This is a genomic window from Pseudomonas sp. NFACC04-2, assembly GCF_900119265.1.
Classification (GTDB): Bacteria; Pseudomonadota; Gammaproteobacteria; order Pseudomonadales; family Pseudomonadaceae; genus Aquipseudomonas; species Aquipseudomonas fluorescens_AA.
Genome location: NZ_FPJC01000002.1, coordinates 520,374 through 532,372, shown reverse-complemented (window position 1 = coordinate 532,372; position 11,999 = coordinate 520,374). Strand labels below are relative to the sequence as shown.

The 11,999-nt window shown below is 60.4% G+C and carries 9 protein-coding genes and 1 pseudogene; 6 read left to right on the top strand and 4 right to left on the bottom strand.

The window, feature by feature from the left end; all coding sequences use genetic code 11:
• Positions 1-131: 131 nt before the first annotated feature.
• Positions 132-1,067, bottom strand: coding sequence for a LysR substrate-binding domain-containing protein (locus tag BT125_RS04635; RefSeq protein WP_072405372.1), 936 nt, complete (start codon positions 1,065-1,067; stop codon positions 132-134).
• Between the two features lie 184 nt (positions 1,068-1,251).
• On the opposite strand from BT125_RS04635, the gene BT125_RS04630 reads away from it, so the two are divergent.
• Together BT125_RS04630 and BT125_RS04625 are read left to right on the top strand one after the other, a co-directional pair.
• Complete coding sequence (locus tag BT125_RS04630) at positions 1,252-2,547, top strand: dicarboxylate/amino acid:cation symporter (RefSeq protein ID WP_072405371.1); 1,296 nt, start codon at positions 1,252-1,254, stop codon at positions 2,545-2,547.
• Between the two features lie 10 nt (positions 2,548-2,557).
• A complete protein-coding gene (locus tag BT125_RS04625) occupies positions 2,558-4,072 on the top strand; it encodes a cysteate racemase (RefSeq protein ID WP_072405394.1) in 1,515 nt (504 codons plus the stop codon).
• Positions 4,073-4,140: 68 nt separating this feature from the next.
• Here the strand turns inward: BT125_RS04625 and BT125_RS04620 are convergent.
• A pseudogene (locus tag BT125_RS04620) lies at positions 4,141-4,389 on the bottom strand (helix-turn-helix domain-containing protein); the annotation flags it as partial.
• A gap of 131 nt (positions 4,390-4,520) precedes the next feature.
• On the opposite strand from BT125_RS04620, the gene BT125_RS04615 reads away from it, so the two are divergent.
• Positions 4,521-4,757 carry a hypothetical protein gene (locus BT125_RS04615; RefSeq protein WP_139271675.1) on the top strand — a complete coding sequence of 79 codons (237 nt, stop codon included), beginning with the start codon at positions 4,521-4,523 and terminating at the stop codon, positions 4,755-4,757.
• 45 nt (positions 4,758-4,802) lie between these two features.
• On the opposite strand, the gene BT125_RS04610 is transcribed toward BT125_RS04615, so the two are convergent.
• A complete protein-coding gene (locus BT125_RS04610; RefSeq protein ID WP_072405370.1) occupies positions 4,803-5,291 on the bottom strand; it encodes a hypothetical protein in 489 nt (162 codons plus the stop codon).
• Positions 5,292-5,420: 129 nt separating this feature from the next.
• On the opposite strand from BT125_RS04610, the gene arsN2 reads away from it, so the two are divergent.
• The gene (gene arsN2, locus BT125_RS04605) at positions 5,421-5,852 is read left to right on the top strand and encodes an arsenic resistance N-acetyltransferase ArsN2 (RefSeq protein WP_072405369.1); all 432 of its coding nucleotides are present in this window, start codon (positions 5,421-5,423) and stop codon (positions 5,850-5,852) included.
• Here the strand turns inward: arsN2 and chrA are convergent.
• Complete coding sequence (gene chrA, locus BT125_RS04600) at positions 5,849-7,207, bottom strand: chromate efflux transporter (RefSeq protein WP_072405368.1); 1,359 nt, start codon at positions 7,205-7,207, stop codon at positions 5,849-5,851. The genes arsN2 and chrA overlap by 4 nt on opposite strands.
• A 420-nt stretch (positions 7,208-7,627) precedes the next feature.
• Here chrA and BT125_RS04595 point away from each other — a divergent pair, with 420 nt between their 5' ends.
• Together BT125_RS04595 and BT125_RS04590 are read left to right on the top strand one after the other, a co-directional pair.
• Positions 7,628-9,199, top strand: coding sequence for a sensor domain-containing diguanylate cyclase (locus BT125_RS04595; protein WP_072405367.1), 1,572 nt, complete (start codon positions 7,628-7,630; stop codon positions 9,197-9,199).
• Positions 9,200-9,403: 204 nt separating this feature from the next.
• Complete coding sequence (locus BT125_RS04590) at positions 9,404-11,980, top strand: bifunctional diguanylate cyclase/phosphodiesterase (RefSeq protein ID WP_072405366.1); 2,577 nt, start codon at positions 9,404-9,406, stop codon at positions 11,978-11,980.
• Positions 11,981-11,999: the final 19 nt, after the last annotated feature.

Genomic DNA, 11,999 nt, shown 5'->3' with positions numbered 1-11,999 from the left:
GAGCTTGCTCGCGATAGCAGTGGTTCAGTTGATGGCGATGCTGGATGTGCTGCCGTCTTCGCGAGCAAGCTCGCTCTCACAGTCAATCGGTGTGTACCTACCCTTTGCGAACAACGCTTGGGTGGTGTTGATCAGTTCGCACTCGGTGTGCTGCCCAGCCGATGCAACGAAGCACCCTCCAACGTCTTCCACAACTTGCGCATCGTCGGATTGCGATTGGCAATTGCACAGTACGAGCGAATCTCCAATCGCGTGCTCCATTGCTCGCCGCCGGCCCGCACCAACAACCCACGCTCCAACTCGTCGGCCACCGCACTCTGCGGCAACCAGGCCACGCCGTAGCCCTCGATGGCCATGCGCATCAGCAGCATCGCCATGTCCGCCTCATAACAGCGCTCCAGCGCGATCGGTTCGGGGCCGTTGTTGATGACGATGTCGGCGACGCGCCCGAGGAATGTCGTTGCCGTATAGGCCAGGTAGGGCACCGGTTTGCCGGCACGACCGGGCAGGCGGAACAGCGGTTCGCCCTTGCGGTTGGGCGCGCATAAGGGGATGAACGCGTCGTGGCCGAGCACCAGGCTGCCAAAACGCTCGGCGTCCAGCAGGATGGGGGCAAGCGGGTGATGGTAGACCATCATCAAGTCGCAACTGCCTTCCTCCAAGGCAATGACGGCGTCATGAATGTTGGCGGCCACCACCCGGGCGTTGAACTGCTCATTGTGTTGCTGGAATTGCGAGAGCCACTTGGGCAGGAAGGTCATCGACAGGCTGTGGCCGGCGGTGATCTGGATAGAGCGTCCCGGCATTCGTTCCACATCCCGCAGCGTCGAGCGCAACCTCAGTAATCCGGCGAGGGCCTCTCGGCTTTCATCGCAGAAGGTGACTCCCGCGGGGGTCAGTTGGACAGGGTAGGTGCCCCGGTCCACCAGTTTGACGCCCACCCATTCCTCAAGTGAACGGATACGTCGGGACAAGGCCGATTGCGTCACGCATCGAACCTCGGCCGCGCGGGAGAAATTTTTCCATTCACCAATCGCCAGAAGATCATCCAGCCATTTGAGTTGCATATCGAGAAACTCCCCCCTGTGAGGGCGCGATTTTACTGGGAAAGCCACCGGTATAGCGCGGCCTTTCGCTAACTATTCCGAAAGCGCATGGGGTTAGCCGGATTACTCATCATCCTCCCGGATACGCTCCTTAGAATCGATCCTGCCAAGTAAAAAACTCCAAGAACTACTTGAGGACAGCACCGTGAAGAAGAATAAGCTCCCACGTCGAATTGCAATGGGCATTGCCCTGGGCGTGCTGGTCGGTTGGGTGTGTCACCATTTCGCAGGGAGCGAGCAAAGTGCCAAAGAGATCGCCAGTTACTTCTCGATGGTCACTGATATTTTCCTGCGCATGATCAAGATGATCATCGCGCCCCTGGTATTCGCGACGTTGGTGGGCGGTATCGCCAGCATGGGCAATTCTCGCTCTGTCGGCAGGATCGGGGCCCGGGCGATGGCCTGGTTTGTCACCGCCTCGGTCGTCTCGCTGCTGATCGGAATGGGGCTGGTCAACCTGTTTCAACCCGGTGCCGGGCTGAACATGGACGTGGCCCAGCACGCAACGGCGGCCGTGCCGGTCAATACCGGCGACTTCAGTCTCAAGGCGTTCATCGGCCACGTGTTTCCCCGCAGCATCGCCGAAGCGATGGCCAACAACGAGATCCTGCAGATCGTGGTGTTTTCGCTGTTTTTTGGCTTTGCGTTGGCGGGGGTGAAGCGGGCGGGTTACACCCGGATCAGCGATTCCATCGAAGAGTTGGCGAAGGTGATGTTCAAGATCACCGACTACGTGATGGCCTTCGCGCCGATTGGCGTGTTTGCCGCCATCGCCTCGGCAATCACCACCCAGGGGCTTGGCTTGCTGGTGGATTACGGCAAGCTGATCGCCGAGTTCTATCTGGGGATCCTGATCCTCTGGGCGTTGCTGTTCGGTGCCGGCTACCTGTTCCTCGGCCGCTCTGTTTTCCACCTCGGCAAGCTCATTCGTGAACCGATTCTCCTGGCTTTTTCCACCGCCAGCAGTGAGTCCGCCTACCCGAAAACCATCGAGGCGCTGGAGAAGTTTGGCTCGCCAAAACGTGTGTCCAGCTTCGTATTGCCCCTGGGCTATTCGTTCAATCTTGACGGTTCGATGATGTACCAGGCGTTTGCCATCCTATTCATCGCCCAGGCCTACAACATTGATCTGAGTTTCACTCAGCAGTTGCTGATTCTTCTGACACTGATGATCACCAGCAAGGGCATGGCCGGTGTCGCCCGGGCTTCGGTGGTAGTGGTCGCCGCCACGTTGCCGATGTTCAATCTTCCCGAGGCGGGGCTGCTGTTGATCATCGGCATCGACCAGTTCCTCGACATGGCCCGTACGGCCACCAATGTGGTGGGTAACAGCATTGCGACGGCGGTTGTCGCCAAGTCCGAACCCCACGAAGACGTCGACGAGGAAGAGGGTGGACATGCCCCGGCTCGGTCGCGATCCGAGCCGGTGCCGGTGGCTTGAGGAGAGACTCATGAAGGCTAAAGCGAAGTCGAGCCACAAGACTTCTGTGGTGCGCAAGTTGGGGATCGTCGGTGGGCTTGGGTCACTGGCCGGGGGCGATCTGTTCTACAAGTTGGTCAAGTCCCGGGCGGTGCTCGAGGATCAGGGGCGCTACCATTTCCTGTTCGAGCAGCACCCCTTCAAGGATGTGCTGCTGCCGCTGGACCGGGGCGCGAACATGACGTCGCGCAAGTTCTATGTGTTCCAGGTGTGCAAGTCGTTCGAGGACAGTGGCTTCGATGCGGTGATGCTTCCATGCTTCGCCAGCCACACCTTTCGCGCTGAAATCGAGGAGGCGCTGGCCATTCCCGTCCTGGACATGATGGCCGCCTTGATCCAGCACGTCAGCCACACGGTGCCGTCCCAGGCGATGTTGGGGGTGATCGCCTCGGACTTTGTGCGCCATTGCGGATTGTTCGAGCGACATTTCGGCAAAGACTTTCAGATCGTTTACCCCGATGCAGACGCTCAAGCAGGGTTGATGGAGGCGATGTACGGCCTCAATGGCATCAAGGACGGTCATCTCGAAGGCGTGCCGCTTGAGGCGGTCTATCGGGCGTGTCTCTCATTGCAGGCCCAGGGTGCGACGGTGATCCTGCCCGGCATGACCGAGCTTTCCCTGGTCTGTGCCGACTTGCAACGTCGCGGGGTCACCGTGCTGGACATCAATGAGATCTATGCCGACTTCGCGACGCTGGACCAGCAGCCCAGGCGCCCACCCTTCAAGCTGGGCATCGTGGGGGGCGTCGGGCCTGCCGCGACGGTGGATTTCATGGCCAAGGTGGTGGCCAATACGCCAGCGGGAAAGGACCAGGACCATATCAAGATGGTGGTCGAGCAAAATCCGCAGATACCGGACCGGACGGCGAACCTGTTGCGGGATGAGACCGATCCGACGATGGCGATGTACGCCACGTGCAAACGTCTCGAAAGTGCCGGCGCCAACGCCATCGCAATTCCCTGCAACACCGCCCATGCCTTCGTCGAGCGGATCCAGGCGCACCTGAGGGTGCCCATCGTGAACATGCTGAGCGAGACGGTGGCGTGGATCGCGCGCACTTATGGTTCGGGAAAGGCGATTGGCCTGCTGGCGACGTCCGGTACGGTGCAGAGTCAGGTTTATCACCAGGCGGCGCGTCATGCCGGGCTCCAGCTCCTTACGCCAGGTGTCGATTACCAGGCGATGGTCATGGACGCCATCTACGGACCGCGGGGTATCAAGGCTGGCTTCACACAGGGGCTCTGCAGGGAGCAATTGTTGCTGGCGGCTGAGCACCTGTGCGAGTTGGGGGCGGGGGTGTTGATCCTGGGGTGTACGGAGTTGCCGCTGGTGCTGGAACATTGCGAAGCGTTCGATATCAATGGGCACAGGGTGGCGCTGGTTGATCCGACGATGATCTTGGCGTTGAGGTGCGTGACGTTGGCGCAGAGGGCTGACAAGCCGATGAGCGTTCTGAAAACGTCGAAGGATGTTGCTGCTATCTGACGGTTGAAATTTGGCCATTGTGGCGAGGGAGCAAGCTCCCTCGCCACAATGAGTCAAACCTGAATCTATCAAACCGCCTTGGTGTGGTTGGCCGGCCCACGCAACGCCGCAATGTCCCGCTTGGGCGGGACGCCAAACAAGCGGGCGTATTCGCGGCTGAATTGCGAAGGGCTTTCACAGCCCACCTTGAAGGCCGCACTTGCCACGTCCATGTATTCGTTGAGCATCAAGCGTTTGGCTTCGTTCAACCGCAGCCACTTCTGGTATTGCAGCGGGCTCATCGCCGTGAGCTGGCGGAAGTGGTGGTGAAACGTCGTCGTCAGGAAGGGCGACCGTTGGGCGCCTGGAGTTGGTGGCACATTGATGGCTTGTTATGCTTTGGGTTTGTTATCCATCACGTTGGTTCATTGTGACGACCGAGCGAATTTCCCAATTAGAGCAAGCCCTTATGGCCGTGATCGCCGCGGCCGGGAAGATAGGCATCAGCAGCGATGAATTGTGCGCACAGGCCGTGGGCGGGCTGATATCCGATCCTTACTGGAGCTGGGCGGATGTTCGATACGCGCAAGGTGCGGCTGACGAAATCGACAATGCCTTGAATGGACTTGTGGGAAGGCCGGCCCAAGAACTGACGCTGCCGGTGCCCGGAGGCGATCCAGCACTCGAATCAGCGCCGCAGATCTAGCGTGCTCTCCAATGAAAATGGGCGACCAAGGGTCGCCCATTTGCGTTACAGGCCAAGGCCTTCTTCTACCAGCGAGAGCAAGGCGTCTTCGTCCAGAGTGGCAGGTTCAGGGCGCTCTTGCCCCGTCGAGCGCAGGGCCTGGATATGCCAGCGCGATTCACCATGCTCACCGAGCGTGCGCACGATGCAGTGTTCCTGCCCCTTCATATGGACTTCAATGCAGCCCTCTCCCTTGGCCGAGAAGCGCGCAATCGGGTCGAATGAAATGCGGCGATGATTGCCTTCGATCATCAGTTGGTCGATGGCGTAGTTGTACGTCAAACCGCTGGAATGACTTTCAAAGACGTGGGTGGGGTTGCGCCGGATGTCCAGGCCCGCCTCGCGCACGGGCGCCAGCCAGGTTTCGATCTGGCGATACAGCTCGTAGACCTGGGCCGGCCAGTGCTCGATCGCCAGGTCGGCGCAGTTGTCGGTATCGGCGCGGGTCTGCTGGGTTTTCCTCAGTTTGGCCGCTAGCTCGTCTGCCTTGCTCATGTCGATTCCTTGGCGTGATGATAGGTTTTGAGCTTAGCTGATGGGCTGGAGTGCCCATTGCGCTGGGTCATGGCGGGTGGGGGGAGTTTCATGCGATCTCGATCACCGAGACATCCACGAGGACATGCCATGCACATGAAAGCACTGAGCAATAACGACTTGGGACCCTTGCGCGATGCACTCACCCAGGCCGGGCTACCCGTGGACGACCTGTCATATTCCGGTCGACAGTTCTTCAGCTTCAACCAACAGGGTGTCGACGTGGGGTTTGCTGGCATCGAGGGGGAGGGGGTCGAGCGGTTGCTGCGCTCGTTGGTTGTCCTTGAGGGGCAGCGGGGCCGGGGGGTTGGTGTGGCGGTGCTGGCCGCTGTCGAAGCGTTTGCAAGACGCGAGGGGGTGGAGCGGCTCCACCTGTTGACCGACAGTGCCGCCGCTTTTTTTACCGGCCAGGGCTATCTGCCGGAGGATCGCTCGCTGGCGCCCGCGTCGATCAGCGCGACGGCCCAGTTCAAGACCTTGTGCCCGGCCTCGGCGACGTACCTGAGCAAGCGCCTCGTTTAGCGCAGCAAATGCACCGCCAGCCCGGCCAGCCCACACGCCAGCAACACCTGGATCACCCCGCGCTTGTAGCGAAACAGCGCAGCGGCCGCGGCAATCGCGATAACCGCTGACGGCCAGTCCAGGGCACCTGCAAAACCGTTGGGCCAGAGCACGTGGTAACCGAAGAAGCAGGCCAGGTTGAGGATTACCCCGACTACCGCCGCGGTGATCGCGGTCAGCGGTGCGGTGAATTTCAACGAATTGTGGGTCGACTCCACCAGCGGGCCGCCAGCCAGGATGAACAGGAACGAGGGCAGGAACGTGAACCAGGTCACCAGCGTGGCCGCGACGGCCCCGGCGAGGAAGGCCTGCTCGGGACCGAACACCTGCATCACGTAGCCCCCGACGAAACCGACGAAGGCCACGACCATGATCAGCGGCCCGGGCGTGGTTTCGCCCAGGGCCAGGCCGTCGATCATTTGGGTCGGCGTCAGCCAGCCGAAGTGCCCGACGGCGCCCTGGTACACGTAGGGCAAGACCGCATAGGCACCGCCGAAGGTCAGCAGCGCGGCCTTGGTGAAGAACCAGGCCATTTGCGTCAATGTGCCGCCCCAGCCGAATACGGCGGTCAGTAGGCCCATGGGCACGATCCACAACAGGGCACCGACGATCACCAGGCGGGCCAATCTGGCGGCGCTGAACCGGGCGTGGTCCGGGGTCGGCGTGTCGTCGTCGATCAAGGCAGGGCCGAAGGATTTGTGCTGGGTAGCGTGACCGCCCAGGCTGAATTTTTCCGGTGCCCAGCGACCGCCGAAATAACCGATGGCAGCCGCCCCCAGCACGATCAATGGGAAGGGGAGATCAAAGGCAAAGATCGCGATGAACGATGCCGCCGCAATCGCCCACAGCCAATTGTTCTTGAGTGCGCGGGAGCCGATCCGGTGGGCGGCATGCACCACGATGGCCGTCACGGCCGGTTTGATGCCATAGAAGATTCCCGCCACCACCGGCACTTCGCCAAAGGCGATGTACAGCCACGACAACGCGATGAGGATGAACAGCGAAGGCAGTACGAACAACGCGCCGGCGATCACTCCACCCCAGCTTCGGTGCATCAACCAGCCCAGGTACGTCGCCAATTGTTGGGCCTCAGGCCCGGGCAGCAACATGCAGTAATTGAGGGCGTGCAGGAAGCGCCGCTCGGAAATCCAGCGCCGCCGTTCCACCAACTCCTGGTGCATGATCGAGATCTGCCCCGCTGGGCCGCCGAAACTGATGAAACCCAGTTTGAGCCAGAACCAGAATGCTTCGCGCAGGCTGACGGCGCCGGGTCGGGTCAGGGCTTGTTCATCAGCGATTCGGGTCGGTTGGCTCATGGTCGACGTTGCACCTGGAAGTCAAAGGCGACCATACGTTATGGGGCGTTACGCAATTTAGATAGCCCCCAGGAAGGTTTGTTTGTAAAGAGCATCGGTAGCGAGGGGAGCTTGCTCCGTGTAGGAGCTGTCGAGTGCAACGAGGCTGCGATCTTGTCCCAGGCAATTGCGTCGAAAGTGAACCATCAAAATCAAGATCAAAAGATCGCAGCCTTCGGCAGCCCCCCTTCGACAAGCGGGAGTTTCTTCGTTCTGAAACGGGCATTTTTACTGGCCCAGGGGCGGGTTTTTGGATCCACTCCAGCCACCCATCGGCTCCACTGCACAGGCAAATTGCCGCCTCACAAGCGGTAGGCTAAGCTCACGAATATTGGGGTTATGCGCGAATTCGCGCATGCTTTGCCCTCTTCAGGAATTCGCTTGCCAATCTCCATCTACGATCCTTTTCATATCCCTGCCGATGCCCTGAAACGCCTGCCGCTGCTCAAAGCCGCAGTTACGTTTATCGCGGCAGTGTGCCTGTGCCTGTGTGGTTTGCTTTACCTGCAGTTGGAGCAATCTCGCAACCACGACGTGGAGTCGGCCCGCATCGCCTCGGCCACCCTTACCCGGGCCATGGCCCAGCAGGCCCAGGATACCTTCCTCCAGGCCGATCTGGTCCTGGCCAGTCTGGCGGATTGGATGCAGGTCGACGGTTTTGGTCCTGCGGTTCAACCACGCTTGCAGCAAACCTTTGCCCGCCGCGTGCAATCGCTTGAACAGCTGCATGGCTTGTTCCTGTTCGACAAGCGCGGTCATTGGGTCATTACCTCCTTTGAGGACCTGCACAGGGGGGCAGGGGTGGCGGATCGAGAGTATTTCGTTTTCCACCAGCAGAATGCCTCCCTGATCGCCCATATCGGCCCGGCGATCCGCAGTCGGCAAAACGGTGAGTGGATCATCCCGGTTTCCCGGCGCTTGAATGATCAAGACGGCAATTTCCAGGGCGTGTTGATGGCCGGCATCAAAATGTCCTACTTCGACCGGTTCTTCAAAAGCTTCAGCCTGGATGAGCAAGGCGAGATGGCCTTGGCTTTGGCCGACGGGACGCTGTTGGCCCGGCGCCCCTTCGATGAGGCGCGGATTGGTCGCCCGTTGGCCGAGGAACATATCTACAACCATGCCCTCTCGGGAGGAATGTCTGGCGATGCGATCATCCGTTCAGATGTCGACGGTGTCGTCAGGCTGTATGGGCATCAACATTTACAGGCTTATCCGTTGGTGGTCACCGCCGCGCTGTCCGAAGAATCGATCCTGGCGGGCTGGCACGACCGGGCTTTCCAATCCAGCCTCATCGTGGGCCTGGTGGTCCTGGGCATCTGCTTGTTTGGCTGGGTCTTCGTGCGCCAGGTACGCAACAGCGAAAAGATCGAAGCGGACTTGCGCAAGGCGCAGGAGGCGTTGGAACTGATCGCCACCCATGACAGCCTCACCGGGCTGGCGAACCGACGTCTGTTCGAACGGGCCCTGGATATCGAGTTCGGTCGGGGCGCTCGTCAGCGCAGTCCCTTGAGCCTGATCATGCTCGACATCGATTTTTTCAAACGCTACAACGACGCCTATGGGCACGTGGCCGGGGATCACTGCCTGGCGGAAGTGGCCAAGGTGCTCAAGAATTGCTGCCATCGCAAGGCCGATCTGGCGGTGCGGTATGGCGGCGAAGAATTTGCGGTACTGCTGCCCGACACCAACCTTTCGGGGGCCATGGCGTTGGCCGAGCAGATCCGCCGCAGCGTCATCGACAAGCACATCACCCATTCCGGCTCCCCGACCGGCTTTCTCACGGTGAGTCTGGGCTGCTATGCCTTTGTGCCCAGCAGCCTGGACAACATCGAAGTCTTCATCCAGCGCGCCGATGCGGCGCTTTACCAGGCCAAGCACAATGGCCGCAACCGGGTGGCGGTGTTATCGACAGAAAGCGGGCTCGATACGTTGGCACGCTCGGATCGTTGAGATCGATTGGAATCATCGGCCGTGGGCCACGGTCAACTATTCAGGCATCGCGCTGGTGACCTTCAAAAGGTGTGTAGGCTCTTTCGCAAAAGACCGTGGGCTCGCCAACTGATCGAGTAGTGGCTGCTAAGGTTCGGAGTGACTGGCCTCGGTCCTCACCTTTCCAGGTATCGAAGCCAGCGTTGACAGGATAGGAGCAGGTCAATGGATTCCACTGCCGATACCCCTTCGAGCACTGCACGGCATACCCCGATTACCCGTCGCCTGGTCGTGGCCGTCGCGGGGCTGTTTGTCCTGGGTGTCCTGGTGGCGATTGCCGCGCTGTTCAACATTGCGCAAAAGCTCGACGCGGAGGATGTGCGCAAGACGCATTTCTATATCGAACGCGCCCTCGAGAATCGCATCACTGCTTCGAAAAACTACATCGCCAGTTATGCCTACTGGACCACGGGCTACGAGCGCCTCAACGGTGAAGTCGATGTGCAATGGGCCTACGCCGAACAAAACATGGGCAAGACCCTGTTCACCAACGATGAGTACGAAGGCGTGTTTGTCATCGATCGGCAACGCACCAAATATGCCGTGGTGCGTGGGCGCAATGTCCAAGGTGATGCCGGGGTTTACGTGAACGCACCGCTCACGGAGCTGGTGGACCAGCTCCAGGCGCAGCCCGACCTGACAATGTCGACGATCCGTTACACGTTGTTCGAGGGCTGGCCGGCCGTCGTCACCGCTTCGGTGATTCTGCCCAACGATGAACGGCCTCAGGTCGAGGCCAAAGGCACCTCGGTCCTGTTGTTCGTCGACCAACTGACGCCCGTCAAGCTACGCAAACTGGGCAAGAGCTATGGCCTCACCGATTTGAATCTCAAGAAGGACACCGAACTTGAGCCCGGCCAGCCCGCCGTACCGCTGGACAGTACCGGCTACAGCCTCGTGTCCCGACTGGAACGTCCGGGCCAGCACTTGCTCTGGTCCCTGGTGCCGCCGCTGGGGGGCGCATTGCTGATTCTGGCACTGCTGACCGCTTACTTTTTTCGCTATGCATTGCGCACGGCACGGCACGTGGACGCCAGTTACGACAGCCTGGAAAGATCGGCGCACGCCCTCGAGGCCAGCGAAGAGCGCTTCCGGGCTGTGGCCGAGGCCGCCTCCGACTGGATCTGGGAAATCGACGGTCAGCAGCGCATCACTTATCTGTCGGGGCGCTTCAGTACGGTCACCGGGTTTTCCGACCAGCAATGGCTGGGGCAGGACATTGAGCAGCTGTTGTATTGCGACACCACGCCAATTGCCCTCTGGTTAGGCAAGCTGACGGAAGAACAGAGCGCCAGCAACTTGCGCTGCTCCTACCGCGATCATTCCGGGCAGTTGCGCTTCTGTCGGGTGTCGGCGCGCCCGATCTACAGCAAGGCCGAGGTGGTGGGTTATCGCGGCACCGCCAGTGACATCACCGACGAAGTGGCGGCCCACGCCCAGGTCCAGCATCTGTCGATGCACGATGCGCTGACCGGTTTGCCAAACCGCAACAAGCTGGCGCGGCACCTGGATGATGCGCTGGTGGCCAAGGAGCATTCCGCCCCCCTGGCATTACTGATGGTGGACCTGGACAACTTCAAACCGATCAACGACTCCCTCGGCCATCCGGCCGGCGACGCGGTATTACTGGAAGTGGCCCAGCGCTTGCGCGACGGTACCCGCGAGCAAGACCTGGTGGCGCGCCTGGGGGGCGATGAGTTCGTGGTGGTGCTCAGCGGAGTGGAAAACACCACTGAGATCGATCGATTCTGTGAACGGCTGATCGACAGGCTGCAGCAACCGATCCTCTACGAAACCCATTCGCTGCACATTGGCGCCAGCATCGGTATCGCGGTGAGCCGCCGCCAGGGTTATGTGCCCGGTGAACTGATCCGTTGCGCCGACATTGCCTTGTACCAGGCCAAGTCCGAGGGCAAGAAAACCTGGTGTTATTTCGCCTCGCAAATGAACGATCAGATCCAGCAGCGTCGCCAACTGGAAAACGATTTGCGCCAGGCCGTGAAGAACAACGAATTCATCCTGCATTTCCAGCCGCGCTACACCGTCGATGGGCGCAATATCGTGGCGGTCGAGGCCTTGGTTCGCTGGCAGCATCCGACCCAAGGCATGTTGGGCCCTGATGCCTTTATTCCTTTGGCCGAGCAAACCGACCTGATCGTCCCGCTTTCTCGTTGGGTGTTGCGCGAGGCCTGCGAAACTGCGCTGACCTGGCCGGGGGAACTGATGGTTTCGGTCAACCTGTCGCCGGCGCAGTTCGAGCGCAGCGATGTGGTGGAAGATGTGCGCAAGGCGCTGATCGAAACCCGTTTCCCGGCGAGCCGCCTGGAGCTCGAGATCACTGAAAACGTGATGCTCAACGATGTGGATGGGGCGCTCCAGGTCATGAATGCCCTGAAGGAGCTGGGCGTGCGCTTGAACATGGACGACTTCGGTACCGGTTATTCGTCCCTCGGTTACCTGCGCACCTATCCATTCGACGGCATCAAGATCGACAAGCGCTTCATCGCTTCCATGAGCAACAGCAGCAACGACCGCGCGGTGGTGCAGGCGATCATCAACCTGGGCAAGGCCATGGGGCTGACGGTCACCGCCGAAGGCGTGGAGACCCTGGCCCAGCTCGGTTCATTGGGCTCGGACCAGTGCCATGAAGTGCAGGGATATTTCCTCAGTCGGCCGATCGACAAACACGCCTTCGCGCAGTTGCTGGAGAACGGCAAGCCCTTGCCGAAAACAGGCTCATGAAGATCGTTGCAACCACCGC

Excerpts from the sequence above, each read along its gene's own strand:
- BT125_RS04590 (WP_072405366.1), top strand. The coding sequence starts at position 9,404 with ATGGATTCCACTGCCGATACCCCTTCGAGCACTGCACGGCATACCCCG.
- BT125_RS04635 (WP_072405372.1), bottom strand. The coding sequence starts at position 1,067 with ATGCAACTCAAATGGCTGGATGATCTTCTGGCGATTGGTGAATGGAAA.
- arsN2 (WP_072405369.1), top strand. The coding sequence starts at position 5,421 with ATGCACATGAAAGCACTGAGCAATAACGACTTGGGACCCTTGCGCGAT.
- BT125_RS04615 (WP_139271675.1), top strand. The coding sequence starts at position 4,521 with ATGGCCGTGATCGCCGCGGCCGGGAAGATAGGCATCAGCAGCGATGAA.
- BT125_RS04610 (WP_072405370.1), bottom strand. The coding sequence starts at position 5,291 with ATGAGCAAGGCAGACGAGCTAGCGGCCAAACTGAGGAAAACCCAGCAG.
- BT125_RS04625 (WP_072405394.1), top strand. The coding sequence starts at position 2,558 with ATGAAGGCTAAAGCGAAGTCGAGCCACAAGACTTCTGTGGTGCGCAAG.
- chrA (WP_072405368.1), bottom strand. The coding sequence starts at position 7,207 with ATGAGCCAACCGACCCGAATCGCTGATGAACAAGCCCTGACCCGACCC.